Annotated in this window: 26 protein-coding genes; 14 read left to right on the top strand and 12 right to left on the bottom strand. The window is 61.2% G+C overall.

Translation table 11 applies throughout. The features are described from left to right. The 4 genes from ABSB13_RS11540 to ABSB13_RS11555 all read left to right on the top strand — a co-directional run. Positions 1–969: lytic transglycosylase domain-containing protein (locus tag ABSB13_RS11540; protein WP_428108456.1), on the top strand; the 969-nt coding region annotated here is incomplete at its 5' end. Positions 970–1,034: 65 nt separating this feature from the next. After that, positions 1,035–1,727 carry an HAD family hydrolase gene (locus ABSB13_RS11545; protein WP_428108459.1) on the top strand — a complete coding sequence of 231 codons (693 nt, stop codon included), beginning with the start codon at positions 1,035–1,037 and terminating at the stop codon, positions 1,725–1,727. 2 nt (positions 1,728–1,729) lie between these two features. After that, the gene (locus ABSB13_RS11550; RefSeq protein WP_428108461.1) at positions 1,730–2,998 is read left to right on the top strand and encodes a CaiB/BaiF CoA transferase family protein; all 1,269 of its coding nucleotides are present in this window, start codon (positions 1,730–1,732) and stop codon (positions 2,996–2,998) included. Beyond that, positions 2,998–4,206, top strand: a complete 1,209-nt coding sequence (locus ABSB13_RS11555; protein WP_428108463.1) for a CaiB/BaiF CoA transferase family protein — start codon at positions 2,998–3,000, stop codon at positions 4,204–4,206. The genes ABSB13_RS11550 and ABSB13_RS11555 overlap by 1 nt, the downstream gene beginning before the upstream one ends. Positions 4,207–4,329: 123 nt before the next feature. On the opposite strand, the gene ABSB13_RS11560 is transcribed toward ABSB13_RS11555, so the two are convergent. The 6 genes from ABSB13_RS11560 to ABSB13_RS11585 all read right to left on the bottom strand — a co-directional run bounded on the left by ABSB13_RS11560 (position 4,330) and on the right by ABSB13_RS11585 (position 10,796). After that, positions 4,330–5,199, bottom strand: coding sequence for a G1 family glutamic endopeptidase (locus ABSB13_RS11560; RefSeq protein WP_428108465.1), 870 nt, complete (start codon positions 5,197–5,199; stop codon positions 4,330–4,332). 110 nt (positions 5,200–5,309) lie between these two features. After that, positions 5,310–7,421: an NHL repeat-containing protein gene (locus tag ABSB13_RS11565; protein WP_428108468.1), complete on the bottom strand. Its 2,112-nt coding sequence runs from the start codon at positions 7,419–7,421 to the stop codon at positions 5,310–5,312. Positions 7,422–7,581: 160 nt separating this feature from the next. Beyond that, a complete protein-coding gene (locus tag ABSB13_RS11570; protein WP_428108471.1) occupies positions 7,582–8,469 on the bottom strand; it encodes a G1 family glutamic endopeptidase in 888 nt (295 codons plus the stop codon). A 51-nt stretch (positions 8,470–8,520) separates the two neighbouring features. Continuing rightward, the gene (locus ABSB13_RS11575) at positions 8,521–8,970 is read right to left on the bottom strand and encodes a DUF6941 family protein (RefSeq protein WP_428108473.1); all 450 of its coding nucleotides are present in this window, start codon (positions 8,968–8,970) and stop codon (positions 8,521–8,523) included. Positions 8,971–9,110: 140 nt separating this feature from the next. Beyond that, complete coding sequence (locus ABSB13_RS11580) at positions 9,111–10,409, bottom strand: C69 family dipeptidase (RefSeq protein ID WP_428108474.1); 1,299 nt, start codon at positions 10,407–10,409, stop codon at positions 9,111–9,113. 147 nt (positions 10,410–10,556) lie between these two features. Beyond that, on the bottom strand, positions 10,557–10,796 hold the full coding sequence (locus ABSB13_RS11585; RefSeq protein ID WP_428108477.1) for a type II toxin-antitoxin system HicB family antitoxin: 240 nt from the start codon (positions 10,794–10,796) through the stop codon (positions 10,557–10,559). A gap of 54 nt (positions 10,797–10,850) precedes the next feature. Here ABSB13_RS11585 and ABSB13_RS11590 point away from each other — a divergent pair, with 54 nt between their 5' ends. From ABSB13_RS11590 to ABSB13_RS11600, 3 genes are all read left to right on the top strand, one after another. Beyond that, positions 10,851–11,573 carry a YkgJ family cysteine cluster protein gene (locus ABSB13_RS11590; RefSeq protein ID WP_428108479.1) on the top strand — a complete coding sequence of 241 codons (723 nt, stop codon included), beginning with the start codon at positions 10,851–10,853 and terminating at the stop codon, positions 11,571–11,573. Between the two features lie 156 nt (positions 11,574–11,729). After that, positions 11,730–12,659, top strand: a complete 930-nt coding sequence (locus ABSB13_RS11595; RefSeq protein ID WP_428108481.1) for an IS1595 family transposase — start codon at positions 11,730–11,732, stop codon at positions 12,657–12,659. Between the two features lie 745 nt (positions 12,660–13,404). Beyond that, entirely contained in the window at positions 13,405–13,710 is a 306-nt protein-coding gene (locus tag ABSB13_RS11600) for a hypothetical protein (RefSeq protein WP_428108484.1), read from the top strand. Between the two features lie 2 nt (positions 13,711–13,712). Here the strand turns inward: ABSB13_RS11600 and ABSB13_RS11605 are convergent, their stop codons facing one another. The 4 genes from ABSB13_RS11605 to pcnB form a co-directional block, all read right to left on the bottom strand. Then, positions 13,713–14,642 (bottom strand): DUF3800 domain-containing protein, encoded by a 930-nt coding sequence (locus ABSB13_RS11605; protein WP_428108486.1) that lies wholly within the window; start codon positions 14,640–14,642, stop codon positions 13,713–13,715. 111 nt (positions 14,643–14,753) lie between these two features. Beyond that, positions 14,754–15,344: a peroxiredoxin gene (locus ABSB13_RS11610; RefSeq protein ID WP_428108489.1), complete on the bottom strand. Its 591-nt coding sequence runs from the start codon at positions 15,342–15,344 to the stop codon at positions 14,754–14,756. Positions 15,345–15,407: 63 nt separating this feature from the next. Then, entirely contained in the window at positions 15,408–16,334 is a 927-nt protein-coding gene (locus ABSB13_RS11615; RefSeq protein ID WP_428108491.1) for a branched-chain amino acid transaminase, read from the bottom strand. Between the two features lie 103 nt (positions 16,335–16,437). After that, entirely contained in the window at positions 16,438–17,763 is a 1,326-nt protein-coding gene (gene pcnB / locus ABSB13_RS11620; protein ID WP_428108494.1) for a polynucleotide adenylyltransferase PcnB, read from the bottom strand. 143 nt (positions 17,764–17,906) lie between these two features. On the opposite strand from pcnB, the gene ABSB13_RS11625 reads away from it, so the two are divergent. From ABSB13_RS11625 to ABSB13_RS11640, 4 genes are all read left to right on the top strand, one after another. Beyond that, positions 17,907–18,437, top strand: a complete 531-nt coding sequence (locus ABSB13_RS11625; protein WP_428108497.1) for a ferritin-like domain-containing protein — start codon at positions 17,907–17,909, stop codon at positions 18,435–18,437. 154 nt (positions 18,438–18,591) lie between these two features. Beyond that, positions 18,592–19,896, top strand: a complete 1,305-nt coding sequence (locus ABSB13_RS11630) for a cytochrome-c peroxidase (RefSeq protein ID WP_428108500.1) — start codon at positions 18,592–18,594, stop codon at positions 19,894–19,896. Between the two features lie 46 nt (positions 19,897–19,942). Beyond that, on the top strand, positions 19,943–21,091 hold the full coding sequence (locus tag ABSB13_RS11635; RefSeq protein ID WP_428108503.1) for a metallophosphoesterase family protein: 1,149 nt from the start codon (positions 19,943–19,945) through the stop codon (positions 21,089–21,091). Between the two features lie 31 nt (positions 21,092–21,122). Next, on the top strand, positions 21,123–21,869 hold the full coding sequence (locus tag ABSB13_RS11640; protein ID WP_428108505.1) for a c-type cytochrome: 747 nt from the start codon (positions 21,123–21,125) through the stop codon (positions 21,867–21,869). A gap of 211 nt (positions 21,870–22,080) precedes the next feature. Here ABSB13_RS11640 and ABSB13_RS11645 read toward each other — a convergent pair whose 3' ends face one another. Next, positions 22,081–22,527, bottom strand: a complete 447-nt coding sequence (locus ABSB13_RS11645; RefSeq protein WP_428108508.1) for a hypothetical protein — start codon at positions 22,525–22,527, stop codon at positions 22,081–22,083. 243 nt (positions 22,528–22,770) lie between these two features. On the opposite strand from ABSB13_RS11645, the gene ABSB13_RS11650 reads away from it, so the two are divergent. Further along, complete coding sequence (locus tag ABSB13_RS11650; protein WP_428108510.1) at positions 22,771–23,061, top strand: type II toxin-antitoxin system Phd/YefM family antitoxin; 291 nt, start codon at positions 22,771–22,773, stop codon at positions 23,059–23,061. Further along, positions 23,045–23,386 carry a type II toxin-antitoxin system RelE/ParE family toxin gene (locus tag ABSB13_RS11655; RefSeq protein ID WP_428108512.1) on the top strand — a complete coding sequence of 114 codons (342 nt, stop codon included), beginning with the start codon at positions 23,045–23,047 and terminating at the stop codon, positions 23,384–23,386. The genes ABSB13_RS11650 and ABSB13_RS11655 overlap by 17 nt, the downstream gene beginning before the upstream one ends. Here ABSB13_RS11655 and ABSB13_RS11660 read toward each other — a convergent pair. Next, entirely contained in the window at positions 23,371–23,931 is a 561-nt protein-coding gene (locus ABSB13_RS11660; protein ID WP_428108515.1) for a CDP-alcohol phosphatidyltransferase family protein, read from the bottom strand. The genes ABSB13_RS11655 and ABSB13_RS11660 overlap by 16 nt on opposite strands. A gap of 50 nt (positions 23,932–23,981) precedes the next feature. Here ABSB13_RS11660 and ABSB13_RS11665 point away from each other — a divergent pair, with 50 nt between their 5' ends. Further along, positions 23,982–24,965: a hypothetical protein gene (locus tag ABSB13_RS11665; RefSeq protein WP_428108518.1), complete on the top strand. Its 984-nt coding sequence runs from the start codon at positions 23,982–23,984 to the stop codon at positions 24,963–24,965. Positions 24,966–25,319 lie beyond the last annotated feature (354 nt).

The following is a 25,319-nucleotide window of genomic DNA, read 5'->3' on the forward strand; positions in this document are numbered from 1 at the left end:
AATTACCGCATCGCGGCGGCGGGATTCAAGGTTGCCGCTGCGCGCGCCAAAGACGCGACCGATCGCGACATGTGCGAGTACTGGCGTGCGCGTGCGCTGGAAAATGCGGGCGATACCGGCGATGCTCACGCGATTTTCGCAAAACTCGCCGCCAGCACCGACACCAACTACTATCCCGAACTCGCCAGCCGGCGCGTCGCGGAATCCGGGCCCGATCTTCCGGCCGCGTCGGCGCCGGATCCACAATACGGCGCTGCGCCCGCCGTCACCGGCGTCGCCGAGTATCACATGGCGCGGCTTCAGACGCTTCGCGCGATGGGACTCAAGGAGCTTGAGCCCGCCGAGTTGAAGGCGCTCGAGGAGCATGCCGGCGGCACCGTCGAGATGCGGCGCTTCGTGCTGGCCGGACTGGCGAATGCCGATGCGTGGTATGACGCAATCGTGGCTGCGACGCACATGGAAAAAAACGGCCAGATGAGCCACGCCGTCGCGGAGCGGGTTCGCTATCCGCGCGCGTATTGGGATCTCTTCGCGTCCGCGTCCACCCGGCTCGCGCTGGACCCTTACCTGGTGCTCGCGTTGGCGCGGCAGGAGAGCTTGTTCAACCCCAATGCCACGTCGAGTTCGAACGCGCGCGGCCTGATGCAGTTGATTCCGTCGACGGCGAAGAAGATGGCGTCCGAGCACGGCATGGATAGCGAAGCGATCCGTCTCTACGATCCCTCGGTTAACGTCGAGCTGGGGACGGCGTATTTGAAAAACCTGCTCGAGATGTTCGGCGGCAACGCGTTTCGTGCGGTCGCGGCGTATAACGCGGGCGAGCACGCGGTTTCGAAGTGGGTGGCCGATTTTTCCGGCGCCGATGACGAGTGGGTCGAGAATATCGCGTACAAGGAGACGCGCGAGTACGTAAAGAAAGTGATCGGAGGGCGGCGCGAGTATCTGCTGCTGTATCAGCGCAGCCCCTAGCGGCCCCGCTTGACAGTTCGCTCGGCATCTCTACACACTCCGGTAGGGAAGCTCGAGGAATTTTATTGGCATCACGCAAATTCAAGGCGGTCTTTTTCGATCTCGACGGCACGCTGGTCGATATCCATGGCCCGCTGTATATCGCCGCGAAAAGCGCGCTCGACGAACTCGGCCATGAGCCGCCGCTCACCCATGAGCGCTTTCGCGAAGCGATTTCCAGGGATGACGTATGGCTCGGAGTGCCCGAGCATCTCAGGCCCGAGTACGTGAAGCTCGCGTACGCATACTTCCTGGCCGAGGTCGACAAGACCGAGCGTCTCGAGGTGCTGCCGCACGTGCAGGATACGCTGGCCGAACTGAAGCGGCGCGGCTACGCGACCGGGGTGATCACCAGCCGCCCGGGTGATTCGCAGCGGCTGGTCGAGAAGCTCGCGATGGTCGGGCTCGCCTCGTACCTGGACCAGGTCGTCACGCAGAACACGAGCTCGCTGCGTGCGCTGGACAAGACGGAGAGCCTCAAGCAGACCGCGCTCAAGGCGGCGATACTTCCCCACGCCTGCATGTACGTTGGCGACGAGCCGCGCGACACGATGGCCGCGCTCGCCGCGGGCTACGGCGCGGCGGTTGCGGTCTCCACCGGCACCGCGTCGTTCAAGTACCTGCAGACCCATCCGTATTTCAAACCCGACTACGTGATCAGCTCGATGGCGGAGCTGATCGACCTGCTCGACAATCTGACCGCGGAAATGGCCGAGTAGCGATGGCGCGTTTGGAGCCCTTGCGGGAGCCGCCGCGCGCGCTCGAAGGCCTCAAGGTCGTCGAGTTGCCGTGCCTCGACACGATGCCTTTTCTGGCCGCATCGATGGCCGCGAAGTCGTTCGCGGATTTCGGCGCCGAGGTCGTCAAGGTCGAGCCGCCGCGAACGGGATCGATGGAACGGGTGCTGGGACCGTTTCGCGATGAGCTGCCCGACCCCGAAACCGGCGGGCTGCATCTCTACCTCAACACCAACAAGCTCGGCGTGACGATCGACCTGGAAAACCGGCGCGGGCGCGATCTTGCACTCGATCTGCTTGCGCCGGCGGACATTGTTTTCAATCCGAATCGTCCGGAGCTGAACGAGAAGCTCGGGATTGACTGGCGCACGCTCACGGCCCGATTCCCGAAGCTGATCGTCGTATCGATAACCTTCTTCGGCGCCGAGTCGCCCTACCGGAATCTACGCGGCGGCGACCTGGTCGCCACGCACATGAGCGGCGTCGGTTACGAGACCCCGTGGCATCAGGTAACCGACCCATCGAATCAACCGCCGCTGAAGCTCGGCGGCAGGCAGTCTGACTATTTGACTGGCTATACAGCGGCGGCCGCCGCGATGTGCGCACTATTCAGCCGAATGACTAATGGCGCGGGGCAGCACGTCGACGCCAGCCAGTGGCTCTCGATGATCAGCATGATTCGCCCCAACATCGGATTTTACTCTCACGAGACGCCCGATTCGCCGTCGTTCCAGCGGCTCTCGACCCGGCGCAAAATGGGCGCGCAGTGGGTTTATCCGTGCAAGGACGGATGGGTGAGCTTCAGCGCCGGCACCGATCGCTTCTGGCGCGGCGCCAAGCAGGCGATGGGTAATCCCGAGTGGATGGACAGCGAGCTGTTCGACACCAGCCTGGGCCGCGCCGCGCATATCGACGCGATCGAAGCCGGGGCAATCGACTGGCTATCTACGCGGACCCGCGCCGAGGTGTTCGAAAGGGCGCAGGCGGAACACGTGCCGTGCTTCCCGGTGTATTCCCCGGCCGAAGCCGCGGGCACCGAGCAATACAAGGCACGGAAATTTTTCATCGATCTCGAGCATCCCGCCGCCCGCGAAGTGCGGATGCCCGGTGCGCCGTGCAAGTTCTCGCGCACGCCGTGGCGAATCGTGCGCGGGGCGCCGATGCTGGGCGAGCACAATCAAAAGATTCTTGGCGAGAGAATCGGGCGGTCTGATGCGGAGCTCGCAGAACTCGCAGCGGCGGGGATCATCTGATGGGCAAGCGGCCGCTGGAAGGAATCCGGGTCGCGGATTTCGGGTGGATCTACTCGGTTCCGCACGCGACCGCCTGGCTGGGCGCGCTGGGCGCCGACGTAATCAGGATCGAAACGTCGACCGCGCCGGACCTGGTGCGATTTCTGACGGGCACCGACGGATCGACCGGCGCCAACCGCAGCGGAATTTTCCACGCGATCAATACCTCGCGCCGCAGCCTCGCGCTGAATCTTGCGATGCCCGAGGCGCAGGAAATCGCGCGCAAGATTATCCGGCGGAGCGATTTCGTCACCGAGAATTTCACCGTGGGCAACATGGCGAAATACAATCTCGCTTACGACGATCTGGTGAAAATCAAACCCGACATAATCATGCTGAGCGGCACTCCGCTGGGCCAGGACGGCCCGCTGGCGGGCAGTGTCGGCTTCGGGCCGACCTCGCAGGCCTTCGCCGGGCTGTGCCATATCACCGGTTATCCCGATTCGTTTCCGTGCGGGATCGGCGGGACGTGGCCGGACTTCGCGGTGGGCACCGGGATGGTGTTCTTTCTGCTCGCGGCGCTCTACTGTCGCGATCGGACCGGCGAAGGGCAGTACCTCGACCTGTCGATGGCCGAGATGGTTACCAGCATGATGCCCGAAGCGATGATGGATTTTCTGATGAACGGGCGCGACCAGGCCGCGATTGGAAATCGCGACGAGTCGATGGCGCCGCATGGCGTGTTCCCGGCGGCGGGCGACGACCAATGGATCGCGATTGCGATCGCCGGCGACGACGAGTTCGCCCAGCTGTGCGAGGCACTCGGAGCGCGTTCGATGGCGTCCGATCCGAAGTTCGGCCGACTCTTCGGACGGCTGGCGAACGTCGAGGAGCTCGAGCGCGAAATCGCGGCGCGCACCCGCGTCCATCCGCGCGATGAACTGGTCGCGAAACTTCGCACGCGCGGACTCGCCGTGGGACCGGTCTATAGCACTCCCGAATTGATGGAGGATCCCGTCTTCTCGCGCTCGAGCATGCTCGTGAAGCTAAAGCATTCCGAAGTCGGCGAGCGGGTCGTGCCGGGACTTCCGGTGGAGTTCGGCGCGATCGATCTCGAATATCGCGGCGCGCCGATGATCGGCGAGCATACCGATGAAGTGCTGACCGAGCTGCTCGGGTTCAGTGCCGAGGAAATCGCGCGGCTCAAGGAAGCGAAAGTGCTGATCTAAGCACGGCTACGGGCCGGCAGGCTAGAAAGGATCAGGACGAAGAGAAGCCTTTTCTGCTTGGCCCGCATCCAGCAGGAGTCGATTCGGTCAGGTCACGGGACGGCGATCAGACGACAGCGCGCGTCACGGCTTGGGGCACTTCGCAAGTGCTTTCTTGGGGCTGAAGCACGCGTTGAAGCCGTTCTTGGTCGGGACCAGACCCGACACGTTCGAGCTCTCGTACAGGTGGCGGCTCTGCCTGTCCTCCATTACGATACGATCGCCCTTGGAAAAATTGACGATGGCCGAATCCGCAGTGGTATCGCTGAAGGTCGCCTTGTCGAAATCCGCCAGCGGCAGAATGACACCGCTGTAAGGGGCCTCTTCAATCACTTCCACCGAAAGTTCCGGGGACTCGTAGCTGAAGACGTCGCTCCAGCTGTCGCTGGTCGTTTCATTTGTCATCGAAAGTGTCCACGACTGCGGGCTCTCACATGCGCCGGCACAGCTCAAGGACGCGGTTATGACGTCGCCGGGATTCACTACGAGCGAGGTGGGGATTGAATCATACGGCAGCATTTCGTACCAGGCGTAATAATCAGTCTCCGAGGGGCTGACCGCGTCCTGCTCGGTCCCCAGCTGAATCAGGGTCTCGTCCTCCGGCTCACATTTCTTGTTTTCGCAAAAGCCGCCAATACCGATCCAGCTGGATGACCACGCTTCGAATCCGTCATAGGTAACCGTTGGCACGGTCCAGGTCGCCTGCGCGGCCGTATAGTGTTCCTTGGTCTGATAGCTGGCCACCACGTAGCCAGACCAGTTCCCGCTGGTCAACCGACCATCGCTCGTGCGGATAGGGTCGCCGTTTACGTCGCGAAGAACCTCGACTGGCGCGTGCTTCCTACCGGCCCTTGCTTGTCCCGCAATTGCGGGCGACGACGCGCCAGCGATCGCCACAGTAAGTGCGCAGATCAGGAACGAACGCAGGACTGACATCTCATTTAAGCTTTTCACGGCTCTAGACCTAACCACGCCGCTCACTATTCGTCAACCAGGTATCGCCGGGTCTTCGCTACTGATGCACGATGCTGCTCAATTGCCACGCTCGGGCGAATTAACCGGGGCTACGGGCCGGCAGGACCAACCGCAATTGCGCTCGGGCCATAAAGCCCCGTGAAAGGACCGCCGATGCCAGCGATTGGCGCGACATCGCCGTTGCTGCCGGCTGCAAAGATCAGAATAGGCTCGACGCTTCGGCTGATGTAGTCGAAGAAAGTCCCCCCCACGGGGACGCCCGTTTTGGCCGGTGTCCCTCCGTCCGCAGACGGAACAATACACGCAAAGTGACCGCTAAAACCCCCGTCGTTCAACAGATAGATGTTCCCGTTTGAATCGAGCGTGATTGCGTAAGGCAACCCAAGCCCGGTATTGGGACCGCTAACCGTGGCGATGGGCTTAACGTCGCCGTTGCTGTCGGGGGAATAGACGGTAACGCTTCCGGGGCCGGCTGTATAACAGCCACAGTAACGCGTGCATTTCTCCGGCCCCTGGTTCGTCACATAGATGTCTCCGCTCTGATCCAGAGCTACTGCCGAAGGGTTAGCAAGGTTGGTATTGGGACCGCTGATGACGGCGAGGGGCGTGGCATTATCATGGCTACCGGCTGGATAGACAGCGATGTTGCCGGGGCTGGTTTGGTAGCACGATCGTTTATTACAATTCAGGTAGCTCTGATTCACTACATAGATCTCGCCATTAGGGTCCACTGCCATGCCGACCGGATAGTTGTTCCCCTTACTGTCGATGTTGATCGTGGTTTTCGGCGTCGCATCGCCAGCGCTACCCGGTGGATACACAGTGATGGCATTGCTGCTATTCAGCACAAAGATGTTGCCAGCGGAATCCAGCGCAATTCCGAAGGGGTTACTGAGTCCCGTGTTGTCTCCAGCGATGGTGGCGATAGGCGCACCGGTGGCATAGCTGCCGGCGGAATAGATAGTGATACTGCCGTTATCGCCGGCGGCGCCAAACTCGTTCGCCACGTAGATCTTGCCGGTGGAATCCACCGCAATACTGGAAGCGTCATTGATTCCGGTGAAACTGCTGGTGATGGTGGCGATCGGGACCGCATCGCCATTGCTACCGGCCGGATAGATGGTTACGCTGCCGCCGCCGACCGGCCCACCGTAGCCATTCGATACGTAAAGGTTCCCGCCGGAATCCAGCGCGATGCCATCGGGGCCGTCCAGGCCAGTATCGGCGCCGACGATGGTTGCGGCAGGGGACACGTTGCCATTGCTACCCGCAGGGTAAGCATTGATGGTGTCGCCGACGTACTCTACGTAACCCTTCGCATACAGGTTCCCGCCGGAATCCAGCGCGATGCCCTGTGGATAGTCCAGCCCTGTATTGTCGCCGGCTATAACCGCGATAGGCGACGCGTTACCTTTGCTGCCGGCCGGATAGACAGTGATGCTCGGGTAATCTTCGAGGCTACTGCTGGTATTGCCAGTTAACTCGTTGGCCACATAGATGTTACCGCTGGAATCCAGCGCGATGCCGGCGGGGTAAGCAAGTCCCGTCGCGGCGCCGCTGATGGTGGCGATGGGCGCTATGTTACCGCTGCTCCCGGCAGCATAGACGGTAACCGTGCCGCTGTCCTCAGTATTGGGCACGACGGGCCCGCCCAAAATGTTTGCGACATAGATGTTTCCCTGGGAGTCCAGTGCGATACCCGTTGGGTCATCAAGCCGGGTTTTGGAGCCGGCGATGTCGGTAATAGGAGCCTCATTGAGGATGCCGGTGTTAGTCCCCAGCGGCGGATAGACCTTGATGTTGCGCTTGCGATTATCTGCTCTGTTCAGCACATAGATCTTACCGCTCGCATCCAATGCGATCCCGGTCGGATCGGAGAGCTGAGTTTTGGCACCGCCGATTGTGGCGATTGGTGGCACATTGCCGTTGGCGCCCGCCGCATAGACCGTGACCGTGTTGGTCGCGTTATTTGTAACGTAGATCCTGCCGCTTGCGTCTCTGGCAATGCCGCTCGGGACGGCCATATCGGTCGTCACAGCGGTTGGCGCAACATCGCCGCTAGCGTCGATGGGGTAGGCGGTCACATCGTAGTCATCACCAACGAAGATTGCGGTGTCTATAGTTCCGGCCGCCGCGCCACAGACCGGGCCGATCATGGCAAGCAGCAGGGCGGCAAAGGCGGAGGCTTTTGCAAATTTCATCTTGCCTTGTGGAGAATCTTCATTTTGAAACGCGGTGCAGACTGGCACCAAGTCCCGCGGTTAGCAAGCGCAAAGTCTACAGCCGGATTTGAGCCCGAGCAGGCTTTCGCTGGGCTGGATTCGGTCAGGCCACGGAACGGAGATCAGATGAAAGAGCGCGTCAGGGGCTGTCGCACGTCGCAAGCGTGCTGTCAGGACTAAAGCACGCGTTGAAGCCGTTCTCGGTCAAGTTCGGCGCGGACACATTCGAGCTCTGCCCGTTAGGATCTTCCATTATCAGGCTATCGCCGGTAGAGAGATCGGCGCTGGCAGCATTTGCCATGGATTGCGTGAAGGTCGCCGTGCCAAAATCCGCCAGCGGGAAAACGCCGCCACGGCTGCTCGGGGCCTCTTCGATCCATTCCGCCGAAAGTTTCGAGGACTTGTAGGTGACGTGCTTGTGCCAGCTCTTGCCGGTGGTCTCATTCGTCATCGAAAGCGTCCACTTCTGCTTGCCCGTGCATATGCCGGCGCAGCTCAAGGACGCGGTTATGACGTCGCCAGGCTTCACCTTGAGCTTGGTTGGAATAGAAAACTTCGGCAGCATTTCGTACCAGGCCCAATATTCCGTCTTCTTAGCGGTGAGTGCTGCCTGGGCGGTCCCGAGCTGAATCAGGGTCTGGTCGACCGGGTCACATTCCGAGTTTTCGCAGAATCCGCCGATTCCTACCCAGCTTGCCGACAACGCTTCGACGCCTTCATAGGAAACTGCGGGCACCGTCCAGGTCGCCTGCGCGGAGGTGAAGAGGTTGCCGGTCTCAAACTCGGGCAGCGCGTAGCCAGACCAGATCTGATTTACCAGCGCACCATCAATCGTGCGTAGAGGATCGCCCTTTTCGTCGCGATAAACCTTGATTGGCGCGTGCTTCACGCGGGGCCTTGCGGGTCCGGCAATCGCGGGTGACGACGCGCCAGCGATCGCCACAGTAAGTGCGCAGATCAGGAGCAAACGCATCACTGACACCTCATCTAAGCTTTTCACGGCTACAGACCTAACCACGCCGTTCACTATGCGTCAACCGGGTTTCGTCGGGTCTTCGCTACTGATGCACGATGCTGCTCAGTTGCCACGCTCGGGCATAGAACCCTCGGGCGCGAACTGCACCTTCTGGCCTGCAAAGATTGCCTCAAACGAAAGTTGAGTCTTTGCGGAGCCGGCAGTCACGACGATTCCGTAAGTGCCCGGGTGGGGAAGAGGCATGTTGATGGTGATTGCGACGGGAATCTTCACTGAGACGCCTTTGGGGAAATCCGGAGCGACCTGGCCGGTTTCCACCTGGCCTTTCATTTCCGGAATTATTGCAACTCCGGCCTCGTCGGTAACCGCAACGTTCAGCGGATATTTGATACCGACTTCATTGGACGTGAAACCAAGACCCATCGCGATGGAAAGATGAACTGGCGCCGGATAGTTTGCCGCCCGGAACACGTTCCATCCGCCGCCTAGCACATAAATTTTGCCGCCAACCGCCTGGGCCGCATCGGCGAGCAGAGCAAATTCGATCTTCATCTGGTACCTCCACGCGTCATTCGTAGCGTATGTCGGATAGCATACGCGAATGCCGTCGCTGTCAAGCAACGGGGCCAGCTGACAGCGGCGTTCAGGCGTGGAACCTCTCCCGGACACTCTCCTGGGACAAGGAGAGGGTACTAGGAAGCGGCGCGGGTGAGTTCGGATTCGGCGGCGGACTGCGCGTTCAGGACGCGGACGATATTTTGCGCCATGAAGCTGGAGAGCAGTTTCTCGCGCGCGGCGGAGTCGAGCTTGCGCGCCTGGAGGCCGACCTCGGCGCCGCGCTCGAGCATCGCGGCCTCGAGCGGCCGGAAATGCTTCCATGCGATCGGCGCCAGGCGCTCAGGCGCGCTCGCGACGAGATCCTGAATCTTCTTAAAGCGCCACCATGGCGAGTCGGACGAGGCTCGTTCACCGCCGGCGGCCAGCACCGGCGGGATCGTCCCATCCACGAACAGCGGAAACGCGATCGCGGTGCATGGCGCGGCGAGCGACGCCCATAGCACGGGGATGGTGTCGGCGCCGGGTGCGGGGAGTTCGGCGACCATGCTGGCAGTAGTGCCGGCGATCGAGCCGTGCATGCATAGGGTCGGAGAAGCGTCGCGGGCGGCGGGGTCGCCGGCGGGGGGAGTTTCGCCGTGCTCGCCGTGATCGCGGATTATCGCGAGCATCTCGCGGACGGTGCGGCGGCCGTCTCGCGAGACCAGTTCGCGGCTGCGCGCCAGGCGTCCGCGGGCCGTCAGCGGATCGTCCACGTCCTTGTTTGAATATGCGGCGGCGAAGTCGAACGATGATTCGCGGCCGCACCATCCCCGAGCGCGCGCATAGCTTTCCACGTCAGGCGAGCCGAAGCCGGCCGTGTCGATCGTCAATCGATTCGAGATGCACGCGCGATCGGCGACGCGGCGCGCGGTCCATTGGCGGCCGGAGCTTTGGAGCACGTAGCCATCGGCGTGGTCGGCGATGATGAATCCGCCGCTGTAGCGGAAATCAACCTCGTACATGGCGGAACCGCCCTGCCCGTAGCGTTCGATCAACGCGCCGATAATTTCGGTCGCTTCGCGCGCGGTCTTCGAGCGCTCCAGCCCGAGGCGGACGAGATCCATCCCGAGCAAGCCCGTCGCCGGGAGCATCTCGCGCGTGAGCACGGCTTCGTTGCCGATCGCGACCCCGTACTCGTTGAGGCCGTGTTCGAAACCCCACAGCCAGAAGGGGCGCGAGCCGATCACGGCGGCGGTCTCGCGGACTTGCGGGATTTCGAGGTACTGCGATTGGACGGTCGCGCCATGGGGATGGACGCGGCGCGTCGAGTGAAACAGCGGCTGGCATTCGCGCGGCGGGCGGTCGGAGTTTTTGGCCAGGATGGTGGCGCCGGCGCGGGTGTGCGGCGCGAGCACTACGATGGTATCGCAGGAAGGGATGGTTGATGCGGCCATGAGGAATTTATCCTGAGTACTCGAAGGACCCGGTTAGAACAGGTAAGTGGGAAGAGGCCTCGCTTTTTTTTGTGTCATCCTGAGCGAAGCGAAGGAACCCGGATCCGGGATTCTTCCCCTTCGGCAGCACTCAGGGCTTCGGCTCAATCACAGCAGGTTTCGCTCAAAATGATTCAGGAGGTGGGTTAGTTCCAGGTCCGCCTCGCGCAGCACGATTTCCAGCGTGCCGCGCTCGTAACAACTGAGCAGAAAAGTCGCCAGCGCGTCCTTCAAATTGCGCTCGGCCTGGTCGCGCGTGTGACCCTGCGAATGAACGTCGAGCAAATTACACGAGGAGATGAACCACTTCCCCTTTTTCCTTACTTGCGCGGGGAGTTTGAATTCCATTGAGGCTTGCATATCGGCGACCTGCTGATGGTCGTATCATAGCCGCTCACGCCGGTGAATCGTAAGAGCCCATTTTCGTACGTCTGCAATGCGTGCGGGCGATGTTGCCATGACAAGGTAATCACGCTGTCGCCGTATGACGTGCTGAGGCTCGCGCGCGCTGTGGGTATCACGACGCGCGAGGCGATCGCCCGTTACACGATTCGGCGCGGATCGATCTTGAAGTTCAACGACAACGGCGCATGCGCCGCGCTGGAAGGCGCGCGCTGTGGGGCCCATCGCGGACGCCCGCTCGCATGCCGGCTCTATCCGCTCGGAATCGAGCATGCTGAAGACCAGGAACGGTTTGTGACGCTCGAACCCGCGGCAGGCTCGCTTGGCGTGTATGGCGGCGACGGCGCGGTGAATGACTTCCTCGATGCACAGGGCGTCGCAGAGTATCTCGAAGCGAACGCCGGCTACGCGTCGTTGATGGCGGTCTTTCGCGAGCGAATCGCGGCGACGGCCGATTTCGATCGCGTGGAGCCGCGCGAGTTTTGGCGGCGCGCCGTTCGTGAGGCGCTGGCCGAATCGGGCTACGACGCGAATCCGCTGATCGACGCGATGTTCGATGCGGGCGGAATCGGATGCGGCGTCGTCGGTGATGCGGAAACGATCGCGGCGCATCTCGAACGGCTTACGGAGATGATTCGGCGCGAGTCGAATGCCGAGTTGCTGGCGGCGGCGGCCGTGATGCTCGCGGTGAGCATCGGCTATTCGCCGGGCGAGGCGTCTTGACGCCGGACGCTGGAGGTCCGGCAATATTATTGCGCACAAAATGACAACGGAAAGTGGTGATCGATGCTGGGCTAACCGAACCCCTGACCCCTTCCCATGTGGGAAGGTGGTTGGTCGGGAGTTGACAGTCATCGCAATTCGCGCTAATATACGTTCATGCAGACGATAGATGCATTTGACAAACAGTTCCAGACGGAAGACGACTGCAAGAATTTCCTGATGGGGATGCGCTGGCCGGACGGCGTGCGCTGCCCGCGCTGCAAGAGCAAGGAGCGTATCTATGTGCTCAAGGCGCGCCCGTTCCATTGGGTATGCTGCAACAAGGGTTGCGGCGAGCGGCGCGGCTATCGTTTCAGTGTGATCACAAAGACGATCTTCGAGAACACGAAAATCCCGCTCAAGCTGTGGTTCAAAGTCGCGTTCCTGATCCTGACTGCGAAGAAGGGAATCAGCGCTCTACAGGTCCATCGCGTCATCTTCGGCGAAGAATCGACGCACGCTTATCATACGTCGTGGTATCTGTGCATGCGCTGGCGCTGTGCCATGAAAGGCGACGTGATGCCGCTGACTGGCGAAGTCGAGATTGACGAAACGTATGTCGGCGGCAAGGCAAAGAATCGCCATGGCGGACGCACCAATCATCATGGCGGAAAGAATCCGCCCGGAGTGGGCGGGCCGGGAACCGCTGGCAAGATTGCGGTCATCGGCGCGATTGCGCGCAAGGGAATGATCATCGCGAAAGTGATCGAAAACACCGACACCGCGACACTGGATAGTTTCGTCCGTCAGAGCGTATCGACACAGGCAAAACTTGTCGCCACGGACGAACACAGCGGTTATCGGCTGCTTGGCCGCGATTACGATCATCGCGTCGTGCGCCACAGTGCCGGCCAGTACGTAGTGGGAACGACGCACACGAACACAATCGAGGGATTTTGGTCGCTATTTAAGCGCGGGATCATCGGTTCGTATCACAAAGTCAGCAAACAGTATCTTCCGCTCTACGTGAACGAATTCGCGTGGCGCTTCAACAACCGGAAGAATCCTGCGATGTTTGCTGACTTGATCCAAAGCGTCAGCCGCTAGCCGAGCGAATCTGGAAGCGCTAAAGTACACGGGTGGCTTCCACCCGCGCTCGCAAATCTATCACCGAAAAAACTCGCGCCGAAGACGACCGGCTCAGAGAAGAACTTCGACACGCCGACATCGGCAAGCTGAAAAAGCTGATGGCTCCGTTGATCGAACGTGTCCAGGTGAATAATACGGCCAGCGAGAAAAAGTCGAAATCGCGAAGTAGATAAAACGACAAAAGCCGTCTTGAGACCGTCGTCTAGTTCTTGATAAATTCGAGAGCATGAAAATATGCCTAGACGATGACGTTGGCAAAGTCGCTGAATTTATGGAACGTAATTTGCCCGCGCGCAAGCTTCAAGCCGTTGCCGATGCTCTAGCGCAACTAGCAGATTTGATATGGGCACGACATGCTAACGCCCGCGACTTCCGAGCGTTTGACGTTGAGCGGGAGGGATCATCTACCAACGGGGTGCTCGCTGATCGTTCAGAGACGCGACCAATCGCCACCGAATCTCGTTCTTCAACAACTTAGTTGGTTTCCATTTTGGCGGATTGTGCCGATTGCAATCAGTAGTGTCCGGCAATGGATCGTCTCGCCTTACGAATATTTCAAACCAGCATGCTTCACAGAGATAGATGCCGGATTCGGGCACTATTTCTTCTGGCAAAAACTGGGTCTCAAAATTCTCGTGAGTGCTCTGGCAAAAGAAACCGAAATCGTCATAAAACGGCATAGATTCACTCTAACGGTTTCAGCATGAAAACGCGCCACGCTGCCGCGCTCGCGTTGCTCGTTACTTGGATTGCGATCATGCCGCCGAAAGTCTGGATAAGCGGTTCTCCGAAGGTTCTGGTCGAAGCTCCGCTATCAAGTTGGATTCAGGAAGACATCGATCAAAGCTTTGCTGGCGAAATGGAATGCGAGAGTTGGCGCGCCGATGCGTTGGCGACAGCGGCTCGGGCACCTCATTATCCCGGCTATCCCGACTTGGACTCAGATACCGAACAACTCCTGCAAGTTCGTTGCATCTCCGAAAGCGATTGGCTCAAGTCTCGGAAATGAAGTCAGCGGCTAAGGAACATCGGAACAATATCGCCAGTCATTATTTGCGGGCGGATTAAGTCGTAAAACGGTTCTACGATTGGTCGCCAATTGTAAAACTTTTCTAGTAAGTGCAGCGTCACCGTAGAGCAACACACGTCGGCCAACTGCAACGCAATAGAATTCTCTGCATTGCCGAAGTAGACGGTATCGACAATTGAACTTTTTTTGCCGGTCGGTTCTATCACCAGAGAGTCCATTAGAGCGGCGAAGCCTTCATCGGTGATGGTCGCAGGAGCTTTATTCGGGCGTGGGCGTACTTCAGTAAAAATCTTATGCCAGAAATGGCTACTCGTCGTGGCTGGCTCACGCTGACGATCGCTCCGGTGAGCAATCCATAAGACACGCTCACCAGCGGCGAAGATTTTGGCTGCCGTATCAACGCGGTCAAGGCAGTCGGCAAACGCAGCATGATATTCCGCCAAAGGCGAACCGCTTTTCGACGACTTGTGTAGCGATCGAAGACATCCAGCGCGATCTACCGCACCATAGAAAATTCCGATCCGTTCTCTCGCTGGAATGCTCAAAATTTCTGTGAGTGTCTCGCTCGCTGCCGAAATACCTTTTCGTACCGCACCGTAAAGCACACTTCCCTTTAGCTGCCGCTTATAGAGCAGCTTGCGGGGCGTGTCCATTTCGGCCAAGTACAGGGCGTCTTGTACCGGCTCCCACTGCTTGTCTACATTGAGGACGATTGCGGTGACGACGGTGAGCGGTTCGGTCTTGATGCTCCCGACTCCTGACTCATCGGAATAAACGACCCTCACAATCGTCTTCCCCACGATCCCCGTGAATATGCCGCGCCGAGGTAAGCACGCCTTATCGCTGGCGCGCTGCCGATGTTTCCGCCCATGTGCTAGATTCTGCCGCGTCTGCGGGGTGACTGTCAACATCCGACTAATCCCCATGTGGGAAGGGGAACAATAGCTGGGGTCGGAGCGCCGCCCCCTTCAGCCGCTACGCGGGCCTCTTCTCCTGACCCGGGTGCAGGGGCTGGCCCCTGCTCAGTTCGAGGCCCCAGCGGCGGGCTTGGCCTGCGCGGGAGGAGCAGCGTTGGTTATGCCCAGGTCGCTCAGGATTTCGATCGCGTGGGTGGACGGATCGACGCTCGGATAGACTTTCAGTATCTTGCCGTTCTCGTCGATGACGTAGGTAATTCGCCGATCGAGGCCGAGGATCGGAATGCCGTTTGCGGCGCCGTAGGCGGTCGCAATCTGCTTGCCGGGATCGAGCAGGAGCGGGAAAGGCAGACCGTTTTTGCGGATGAAATCCTTGTGCGCTTCGGCCGAGTCGATGCTGCATCCGAGCACGACCAGGCCGGCGCTGGTATAGCGCGCGTAGCCGTCGCGGAATGCGCACGCCTCTTTGGTGCATCCCGAGGTTTCGTCCTTGGGATAGAAATACAGGATGACTTTTTTGCCGTGGAAATCGGCGAGCGAGACCGGGGCTTGAGTTTCGCCGGTAACCATCTGGGTGGTGAACGGCGGCGCGATCTGTCCTTCCTTGAGCAACTCGGCGCGCGCGATTCGCGGGCGTAGCGCGACGGCGACGACGACCACAACGATTGCGATTAGTGCGACGGTGAACATTTTCATGCGAGCCTCCATCCTTTCGGACTCAAGTGCGAGCGCGCGGCTGGAAAGTTCCCGCGATCGAGATCAGATGTAGTATAGCCAGTCGCGGTAACGCGGCTCGCGTCCGTGCAAAGCGGCCTGGAACACCTGCTGCACCCTGGCCGTGATCGGGCCGGGCATCCCGGGGCCGATCTTGCGATCGTCGAGCTCGACGACCGGAGTAACTTCGGCGGCGGTGCCGGTCATGAAGGCCTCGTCGGCGATGTAGAAGGCGTCGCGGGCGAAATTCTCCTCGCGCACCTCGATGCCGGAATCGTGGAGAATCCTGATGACTGCGTCGCGGGTGATTCCCGCCAGCACCGACGTGAGCGGCGGCGTGCGCACTACCCCGTCACGAACCACAAAGACGTTCTCGCCGCTGCCCTCGGCCACAAAGCCCTCGGTGTTGAGCAGCAGCGCTTCATCGTAGCCGCTGCGGCGGGCCTCATAGCCGGCGAGGATCGAGTTGACGTAGTGGCCGGTGGCCTTAGCCGCGGGCATCATCGAGTTGTGATGGAATCGCACGAACGATGAGGTCTTGAGCCGCACGCCCTTGGCGATGCTGTCCTGGCCGAGATAGGCGCCCCATGGCCACGCGGCGATCGAGACGCGAATTCTGTTGCCGCGCGCGGAAAGTCCCATCTCACCTTCGCCGAAAAACACCAGCGGCCGGATATAGCATTCGGCAAACTTGTTGATGCGCACGACGTCGGCGCATGCCTTGAGCAGTTCCTCCTGGCTGTACGGGACGGGCATCTCGACGATGTGGCCGGAGTCGATGAGGCGGCGGATGTGCTCGCGGGCGCGGAAAATTGCGGAGCGGCCGTCGTCGCCCTTGTAGCATCGCATCCCTTCGAACACCGCCAGGCCGTAGTGCAGGCTGTGGGTAAGGACGTGAACGGTGGCCTCGTCGTACGGGACCATCGCGCCGTCCATCCAGATTCGCTCGGAGCGCAGATTGTTCGCGGCCATAGTGGAGTCAAAAGTAATCGATGGGCCGAAGTTAGTCGATGGGTGCCGGCGCGGTCGCCACCGGCGCGGTCGCCACCGGCGCGGTCGCCACCGGCGCGGGTGGCTAGTCGCGGCGAGTGGGGTCCGGCGATGGAGGCGGATTCATACTGCCCGACGGCGCGGCCCCGCCGTGGCGCGGGCGGCGGCGGCGACGCCTGCGGCGGCGGCGTTGGCTGCCGGGCGGATGCGCGGCGTCGGCGCCGACCCGGTCGGCGCCGCCACTGGCGGGCGAGGCGGGACTCATCGCAAAGTTGTCGGGGTCGGCAAGGAATCGGAACATGCGGGTGGGATCGATCGAGTAAGTCGGCGCGGTCATCTCGAAGAACATCCGCGCGTCGGGAAAGTACGGCCGGCGCATCAGGCGCCGCGTGCGGCGAGTGGGCGCCGCGAGATTCTCGAAGGCCTCGAGAATCAGGCGCATCTGCTCCGTGTCGCCGCGCGCAAAGCCGCGCGCGCGAAGCTCGCCAAGCAGATCGACGCGGCGGTCGGCGGTGCGGCGGTGCTCGTCGCGATACAGGTCGAGCATCAGCGTGGCCAGCACGATCGAATGATCGGGGGCAAAGCCGCTGGCGATCGCGCGGCCGAGCGCGGCCATGCTGCGGACGATGGGCTGCTCGGCAAGCATCGCGCCGCTCGATTTCAGATGAGCGGAAAGAATCGGGATTACGTACTCGAGCAATCCCAGCTCTTCCATCAGCACGAAAGCGTGAGCGGCCTCGGGCTGGCCGAGCGTCTTGTAAGTTTCCTCGACCAGGCGCGGCACGGAGGCCTTGGCGAGATCGGCGCGATGACGCTCGATGGCGACGCGGGTGGCGGGCTCGATTTCGAAGCCGAGCTTGGCGGCGAATCGCACCGCGCGCATCATGCGGACGGGATCCTCGCGCATCCGCAGCTCGGGGTCGCCGATCGTGCGGATCAATCGAGCCCTGAGGTCGTCGACTCCGCCGGGAAAATCGATCACGTGAAAAGTTTGCGGACTGTAGAACAGCGCGTTGACGGTGAAGTCGCGGCGAAACGCGTCTTCCTCGGGCGTGCCGAAAGTATTGTCGAGACGAATCAGCGGATCGTCGGCGTCGGCGACCGCCTCGGCCTGGCGGCGGAAGGTGGCGACCTCGACATTCTGGCGGCCGAAGAAAACGTGGACCAGGCGAAAGCGCCTGCCAATCAGGCGCGAGTTGCGGAACAGCTCGCGGACCTGCTGCGGATGGGCCGAGGTGGCGACGTCGAAGTCCTTGGGCTTGCGCGAGAGCATCAGGTCGCGCACGCCGCCGCCGACCAGGTATGCGTCGTAGCCGGCGCCGTTGAGGCGATATAGGACCTTGAGGACGTTGGCGTCGATATCGCGGCGCGAGATGGGATGCTCGGCGCGCTCAAGTATGCGGGGTTCCAATTCCGTTTGCCCGAATTCGCTCCAAAGGTAGCACGACGGCGCGCGCGCTTCATCGTTCCCTAAGGCACGCTTGGCGACGCGCGCATCCTGCCCAAGAAGTGCGAAAAGAGTTACGCTACACGGATAGCAAAGGAGACCGCTACATGGAGAAGTTTCTAATCGACCTTAAAAAGGTTCGCGAAAACGCACGCAAACATATGGACGAGGGCGCCGTAACCGAGGGCTACAAGGCCGATCGCCAGCAGGTGCTGAAAGTGCTCAACGAGGCGCTGGCGACGGAGATAGTCTGCGTGCTTCGCTACAAGCGCCATTTCTACATGGCGCAGGGGATCAGTTCCGATTCGGTCAAGGCGGAATTCCTGCAGCACGCCAACGAAGAGCAGCAGCACGCGGATTGGCTTGCGGAGCGGATTACCCAGCTTGGCGGAGAGCCGGACTTCAATCCCAAGGGACTCACGGACCGCTCGCACTCGGAGTACGTCGAGGGCAAGACGCTGGTCGATATGATCAAGGAAGACCTGGTCGCCGAGCGGATCGCAATCCATACGTACCAGGAAATCATTCGATGGCTGGGCGATGGCGACCCGACCACCAAGATACTGATCGAGCAGATCAACAAGATGGAAGAAGAGCACGCCAACGACATGTCGGATTTGCTCGCCAAGATGAGCTGACGATCGATCTCACGATGGGGACGCGGATGCGATCGCGTCCGTGTCCCCGATTCCCGGCCGGCGCAAGTTGACAAAAACACCGGCGTGATCTATCTGGAATTTGACAGCGCGCAGCGCATACCGCGCCGCGATCGGGCCACCGGAGAACGCCAGGATGAAGCCCGCACGCATGTTGCTCTTCTCCCTTCTCGCCGCGACGGCGGTGGCCGCTTGGTTCACTCTGGCTAGCGCGCAAGGACCCGGACCGCTGGCCGATCCCAAGTCCGACAAGCAGGCGGGTTTCCCGGCCGATCTCTTCTCGTGGGTGATTCCGCCTGACAATCCGCAGACGCCGGCAAAGATAGCGCTCGGCAAGGCGCTGTTTTTTGACGATCGCTTGTCCGCGGATGACAAGGTATCGTGCGATCACTGTCACGATCCCGCCAAGGGCTTCACCGATCAGCTTCCGACCTCGATGGGTATCCGCGCGCAGTCCGGCCAGCGCAACGCGCCGACGATCCTCAACGCGGCGTTCAACGTGACGCAGTTCTGGGACGGACGCGCGCCAACGCTGGAGGCGCAGGTCCAGGGCCCGGTAACCAATCCGGTCGAGATGGGCATGAAATCGACCGACGACGCGGTCGCGAAGATCAAGGCGATTCCAGAGTACCAGAAGCAATTTCAGGATGTGTTCGGGCACGACGTCACGTTCGCCGATATCGAGCGCGCGATCGCCGCGTACGAGCGCACGCAACTGGCATTCGACTCGCCGTTCGACAAGTTTATCGCCGGCGACCCGAGCGCAATCAGCGATTCGGCCAAGCGGGGATGGTCGATCTTCAACGGCAAGGGCCGCTGCATGTCGTGTCACGCATGGAATCCGACGCAGCCGCTGTTTACCGATCAAAAGTTCCACAACATCGGCGTGTCGGCGCATAACGCCAACTTCGTGCCGCTGGCGCGCAAGGCGCTCAACACGCTGGCCAGCAGCGGCGGCGGCGAGCAGGAGATCGACAAGCTGGCAATCGGCACCGACATGAGCGGGCTGGGGCGTTTCCTGGTGACCAAGCAACCGCATGATATCGGCGCGTTCCGCACCATGAGCTTGCGCAACCTGCTGGTCACGCAGCCGTACTTCCACGACGGCTCGCAGGTCACGCTGTGGGACACGATCGATCATTACAACAAGGGCGGCGTGCAGAACCCGTACCTCGACGGCGGGATCGTTCCGCTGGGCCTCAGCGAAGCCGAAGAAGACGACCTGGTCGCGTTTCTGGCCAGCCTGACCAGTCCCGAATACGCGCAGGCGGCCAAGGAGGAGTACGACCTCCAGTTCAAACGATCGCGCACCGACAGGCCGCAGCGCGACACCGCGGCCGCCAACGGCGACAAAGGGCACGGGCCGGGATTGGCCGGACCGTTTGGCGATATCGGGCCGGCGCAGAACGAAGAGAATCCAGCGCTGCTCGGCGGCGATTAACCTGATGAGAGAATTAAGCTGACGAAAAATCAGAGGCAAGCGCGCGATGGCGGCTCGGCATAAAAGCGTCGAAACCAAATACATGGAAGATCGCGAGGCGGCGCTGCGCGGATTGCGCGGTCTGGACCGGCGGACATTTCTGAAAGTGCTGGCCGCGACGACCGGGGCCGTGATGGCGAAGAGCCTCATGCCGCCGCATTCGTTCCAGCTCATCGAAGTCGCCAACGCCGCGCCCGACAAGACCGCCAGCGCCGCCGGGATGGCGGGTCAGCCGCCGTTCACCTTCGCCTACGTCTCGGACACGCATCTCTACCAGCGCACGCTCAACCAGCGTTTCGTGCGCGCGGCAGTCAAAGCGGTCGATGACGTGAACGCGCTCGATCCGCAGCCCGACTTCGTGCTGTTCGGCGGCGACCTGGCTCAGCTCGGGCGGCACGAGGAGCTCGAACTCGGCAGGCAGATTCTCGCCGAGCTGAAGGCGCCGGTGAAAATGATGGTCGGCGAGCACGACTGGTTCTACGACATGGGCGACGCGTGGCAGGGAATGTTCGGACCGCCCAACTATTCATTTGACTGGAAGGGCGTGCACGTCGTGGTGCTGATGAGCGTGCACGAGAAGGATTTCTGGACGGCGCGCAAAATGACGCCGGAGCAGAGGATGCACACGGTCGCGGGCCTCGACAACGGGGTACAGTCACGCTTCGAAGTCGGCGACGACGAGCGCAAGTGGCTCGCCGCCGACCTCGCCAAAGTGCCGCACACCACACCGTTGCTGGTCTTCTCGCATTCGCCGCTCTACAAATACTACCGCAACTGGAATTTCTGGACCGATGATGCCGAGCAGGTGCAGGCAATTCTGAAGCCGTACCAGCACGTGACGGTGATCCACGGCCATACCCATCAGATGCTCTACAACCAGATCGGGAACATCAGCTTTTACGGGTTGCTCTCGACGGCGTGGCCGTGGCCGTACGCTCCGACCGGGCTGCCGCCGTTGACTGTTCAGATGAGCCGGGCGGATCCGTTCGATCAGTTCGACGGACTGGGCGACGGCCGGATAAATATGCGCGCCGACGGATTGGCGGACAAGATTTACAGCCTGTGGGATCGCAACCCGGTCACGGTGAAGGCCGACTACCTGGTTTCGCACGGCAAGATCGCGCGGCCGCCCGCGCCACAGTTCGCGAGCTACTGAGGGCGGGGGAAAAAGCTTCCTCGAGGAGAATATGACCCGACGATCGATCGCATTGGCAACCGCCGCCGGATGCGCCGCGATATTTGCGGCCGTGGCGTACGCGCCGCGGCTTCGCGCGCAACAAGCGCCTCCCATTCCGGTTCATCAGCTGCCGGATTCGAAAAACGGCGGCACGGTCGTGATGCTCTGCGACGGCAAAACCAGCGTGGAAGTGAAAGGCCTCAAGCCGGGCGAGTCGATGCCTCATGCGCAGGCGGTCGAGGTCGCGCGCCAGTTGATGGCGCAATGGCAGCGCGAGCATCCCGGCGAGAAATGGGAGATGGCGCAGCAGGAGCATCAGACAGACCAGTCGTCTCAGCCGCCGCCGGCTGCGTCTGCCTCCAGGGCAACAGCCGTCAAGTCGCAATCGAAGGGAACGCAGCAGGGCGACACCTACGCGAGCTTCACCGATCGCGATTACAAGGTTTGGAAGAGCGAAACCGACAACTTCGTCGAGCAAGGGAACCAGCTCTTCCACGACGGCGCCGCGCTGGGCGGCACGATTGGCGTGAGCTGCGACATGTGCCATCCGAACGCGGCGAATACGCATCCTGAGACTTACCCGAAATACCAGGTCCAGCTACAGCGCGTGGCGTTGCTGCGCGACATGATCGATTGGTGCATCGAGAATCCACTCAAGGGCAAGGCGCTCGATCCCAACGATACGAGACTGCGCGCGCTCGAAGCGTACATCCTCGCGCAGCGCAAAGGCGTCGCGCTCGACTACGGCAAACATTGACAGGTCGCGCTGTTGAGCAGCGCCTTGGCGTCTTTCAGATCGACGCTATCGAAGCCTTAGCTGAAGCAGGCATCGATCTCGGCGGATGATGCCTTTGGGCACACACATGATGCGATAGGACACAAAAGATAGCGTTACCAAAGAAGCACGAAAGCAACCCGGGTAGAGCTGTGGCATGCTCCCCAAATTCCCCGCCAATCAAAAGCGAGAGTTAGCTGCGACGCTTGTTAAGCCCGAGCAACATCAGCATCAGGATCAGACGATCATTGCGCGGTTTGAGCTGGGGCACTGGTTCCTTTTGGGCCAGCATGTTGTGAAGCGCCGCTTCACCGAAGACCGCGAATACGGCCCGCGAACCCACGGCAATTGAGAATTGTTGCGATGAAGCGACGTTTGCCGGTAGCGGGTGCGCAACTGAAAACCGTTCCCACGAACCGATCGGAGGGTTCCATAAGTGAAGGTCGAGCGAAACGCGGGGTGGAACGCCAATTGTCGACGACGTTTGCAGCGGCGAGAACAACAGGTTGTTAGATAATACGCCCGATTGTAACGCCACCAAGAGCACCACCGCTCCGAGAAGCGAAACCAATGCAATCATCGCCGCGTGCCAATCCCGCGGGCCGATGCTGAATGTGGGCAAGTGTGCTTGGAGTTTCATCGCGTATCCGCAGTAAGATCCAGCAAGAACTGTGCCGCAATAAGTATTGCTTGTCGGGCGATCTGCGCTGAATAAGAAATCCTAACAGATCAGCGGGCGCGGTAGAAGAGCCGGCGCGCTCCGAGATCGCGGCGACGTAGAACAGCGCGACGAGCCCAAAGCGCTAGCTCGTCGAGCGGCTTTACAAAACACCCCGAGACTGATAGCACCTAATTAGGTGCTCAATCTCAAGCAGGGTTAGACGTGCTCGACATCACGAAAGACATTCAATCGCTGACAACTTTTCGGCGCAAATCGGGCCAATTTCTCAAGCAGATCAAGAAATCCAAGCGGCCCGTGGTGTTGACCGTCAACGGCAAGGCCGAGGCAGTCGTGCAGGACGCGGAGGCTTATCAGCAGTTGCTCGATATCGCAGCCCGCGCCGACGTTTACGAGGCGCTGCGGCAAAGCGCGGACGACATCGCGCACGGCCGGACGCGGCCCGCCCGCGAAGTGTTCAACGAGTTGCGCCGCCGCTATGGCATTCCTCGTTGAACTAACGCTTCGCGCCGAGCGAGACCTGATCGACATATACGAGCGGATTTCGGCTGACGACTCGGTGGTGGCCGCTCGCTGGTTCAACGGACTTCAGAAGGCTATCGACGCGCTGGAACGATTTCCGCGCCGATGCCCGGTGGCTCCCGAAAACAGAACCGCACAAGGACGATTGCGGCATCTGCTTTACGGCTCGAAACGCGACGTGTACCGCGTGATTTACGATATCGACGAGCCGCGCAAACTGATTCGCGTTCTGACGATCAGGCACGCGGCTATGGATGAGTTTATCGAGGACTGGCCACCGCGTCAGCGGGCGCGGTAGAAGAGCCAGGCGCGCTCGGAGATCGCGGCAAGGTAGAACAGCGCGACGAGCGGCGCGAGGCCGCGCACGACAGCACCGGCAAGGGCAGGCGGCGGCGCGATCGCGAGCGCGATCACGAGCGCATAGTTGATGATCCCGCCCCAATGACCGAGCCGGCTCCTTACCGGACGCGCCACGCGCCCTCCGAGCACGACCGAATCGATCGCGTACTGGCTGAACGAAAGCGCGATGAGGATCGGAATGTAAAAAGGGATCGCGCCGGCCGCCGCCTCGGATAAAAGCGCCGCCAGCACGAACGCCACATCGGCAACCGCGTCGAGCCATCGCCCGCTGCCGCTCTCGACGCCGAGGCGCCGCGCGATTCGCCCGTCGATGAAATCGCTGCCGGCGGCAACTATCGCGACTATCGCAAATGCCAGCCGCCCCTGATGCCCGCGGGCGGCCAGCTCGATCCAGACTGCGGCCAGTGCGAACCGCAGCGCGCTCAGGCCGTTGGGTATCTGAGCGAGAATTGCGGCGGCGCCGCCGCGGCGGCGATGTTTCACCTTTTCACCGTTTCGCTCGCGCGCGCCGAATAATCTACAATCGTTTCCTTATGCCCGGAAAAACTTCCCGCACGATTCAGGTCGTCAGCCACGGTCCGTCATGCCTCGACGGGGTGATGGCGGCGGCCGCGGTGGCGCGCTTTTACGATGGCCATAAAGTCTTCACGACGCTTGCCGGCAACAACGACGCCGACCGCGTTATCCACGATCTGACGCTCAAGTCCGACGACGCCGGCAACGAAGACGAAATCTGGATCACCGATCTGTCCTGGAACTCAGTGGCGACCGGCGCGCATCTGGCGGAGTTGAGTGAACGGGGGGCCAGGGTTTACTGGATCGATCATCATCGCACCGCAGTCTCCCGCGCCGATGCCCCCGAGTTCAAGGTGCCGTTCGCCGGCAAAGTTCTCAGCGAACAATATTCGGCGGCGCGCCTGACGTTCAATTTTCTCAAACGAATGGGGCGCGAGCTTCCCGAACGTCAGCGCGCCGAGTTCGAGACTTTCCAGCCCTTCGTGATGATCGCCGACGATCACGATCGCTGGATCCACAAGATTCCCGAGTCTTCGGACTGGGCGCTCGCCGTGCAGACGCTCGGCGGGACTTCGTCGTATCGCGAAATCATGAAACTGCGCGAGCCGCGGATGAGCCGCAAGCTGCGCGCCGCGTTCGAGTCGGGTCAGGATGCGATGCGCCGCAGCCTCGAATTGGCGCACGCGACGATGGTCGATCGCAAGCTCGACAATGGAATCACGGTGCGGACGGCGTGCTGCTTCGGCTACAGCAGCGAAGTCGCGGCGCATCTCTACGAGGGACAGACTCGCACGGTCATTGCGCTGTTCGATCTGCGCAGCCAGGGCGTCAGCCTGCGGCGCAGCTCCGACTGCGAAGTCGATTTGTCAATCCTCGCGCAACACTACGGCGGCGGCGGTCATGTCGCGGCGTCGGGCTTCGCGCTTCCCGATTTGCGCCGTCTTCCGGCCGAGCGGCTGTCGGAAATTCTGGGCGATCAGCTCGAGAACCAGCCGGCCTGAGCAGAGGCGACCGCAGGGGTGACCCCTGCACTCAACGTTAAGGCCGCGCTCCGTTGTCGCGCGCGGGCAGGGGCTGACCCCTGCACCCACCGTTAAAACAAATCGGGCACCGCCGCGGGATGCGGGCTTCGCCCGGTTAGAATGGTTTGGGACGGTAGGTCGCTCTTTTCATTGTGTCATTCTAGAGCGAAGCGAAGAATCCCGGATCCTTTTCCTTTGCCTCTCTCTTAATTTCCTCTCCCTGACAGGAGACCTTTGCGTAACTGGCGTTCGTTTTTGCCCCAGGAGTACGGATTGAGGACTTTGCCGAGCCGAGCGGTTGGCAGCGTGGATCTGCGGTCCGCCAAGCTGGTG

The sequence above is a fragment of the Binatus sp. (SeqCode) genome, assembly GCF_050013435.1.
Lineage (GTDB): Bacteria > Desulfobacterota > Binatia > Binatales > Binataceae > Binatus.

What these genes read in the sequence shown, in the direction of transcription:
- ABSB13_RS11550 (WP_428108461.1), top strand. Translation starts at nt 1,730, where the DNA reads ATGGCGCGTTTGGAGCCCTTGCGGGAGCCGCCGCGCGCGCTCGAAGGC.
- ABSB13_RS11555 (WP_428108463.1), top strand. Translation starts at nt 2,998, where the DNA reads ATGGGCAAGCGGCCGCTGGAAGGAATCCGGGTCGCGGATTTCGGGTGG.
- ABSB13_RS11565 (WP_428108468.1), bottom strand. Translation starts at nt 7,421, where the DNA reads ATGAAATTTGCAAAAGCCTCCGCCTTTGCCGCCCTGCTGCTTGCCATG.
- ABSB13_RS11575 (WP_428108473.1), bottom strand. Translation starts at nt 8,970, where the DNA reads ATGAAGATCGAATTTGCTCTGCTCGCCGATGCGGCCCAGGCGGTTGGC.
- ABSB13_RS11580 (WP_428108474.1), bottom strand. Translation starts at nt 10,409, where the DNA reads ATGGCCGCATCAACCATCCCTTCCTGCGATACCATCGTAGTGCTCGCG.
- ABSB13_RS11585 (WP_428108477.1), bottom strand. Translation starts at nt 10,796, where the DNA reads ATGGAATTCAAACTCCCCGCGCAAGTAAGGAAAAAGGGGAAGTGGTTC.
- ABSB13_RS11595 (WP_428108481.1), top strand. Translation starts at nt 11,730, where the DNA reads ATGCAGACGATAGATGCATTTGACAAACAGTTCCAGACGGAAGACGAC.
- ABSB13_RS11600 (WP_428108484.1), top strand. Translation starts at nt 13,405, where the DNA reads ATGAAAACGCGCCACGCTGCCGCGCTCGCGTTGCTCGTTACTTGGATT.
- ABSB13_RS11605 (WP_428108486.1), bottom strand. Translation starts at nt 14,642, where the DNA reads ATGTTGACAGTCACCCCGCAGACGCGGCAGAATCTAGCACATGGGCGG.
- ABSB13_RS11610 (WP_428108489.1), bottom strand. Translation starts at nt 15,344, where the DNA reads ATGAAAATGTTCACCGTCGCACTAATCGCAATCGTTGTGGTCGTCGTC.
- ABSB13_RS11615 (WP_428108491.1), bottom strand. Translation starts at nt 16,334, where the DNA reads ATGGCCGCGAACAATCTGCGCTCCGAGCGAATCTGGATGGACGGCGCG.
- ABSB13_RS11625 (WP_428108497.1), top strand. Translation starts at nt 17,907, where the DNA reads ATGGAGAAGTTTCTAATCGACCTTAAAAAGGTTCGCGAAAACGCACGC.
- ABSB13_RS11630 (WP_428108500.1), top strand. Translation starts at nt 18,592, where the DNA reads ATGAAGCCCGCACGCATGTTGCTCTTCTCCCTTCTCGCCGCGACGGCG.
- ABSB13_RS11635 (WP_428108503.1), top strand. Translation starts at nt 19,943, where the DNA reads ATGGCGGCTCGGCATAAAAGCGTCGAAACCAAATACATGGAAGATCGC.
- ABSB13_RS11640 (WP_428108505.1), top strand. Translation starts at nt 21,123, where the DNA reads ATGACCCGACGATCGATCGCATTGGCAACCGCCGCCGGATGCGCCGCG.
- ABSB13_RS11645 (WP_428108508.1), bottom strand. Translation starts at nt 22,527, where the DNA reads ATGAAACTCCAAGCACACTTGCCCACATTCAGCATCGGCCCGCGGGAT.
- ABSB13_RS11655 (WP_428108512.1), top strand. Translation starts at nt 23,045, where the DNA reads ATGGCATTCCTCGTTGAACTAACGCTTCGCGCCGAGCGAGACCTGATC.
- ABSB13_RS11665 (WP_428108518.1), top strand. Translation starts at nt 23,982, where the DNA reads ATGCCCGGAAAAACTTCCCGCACGATTCAGGTCGTCAGCCACGGTCCG.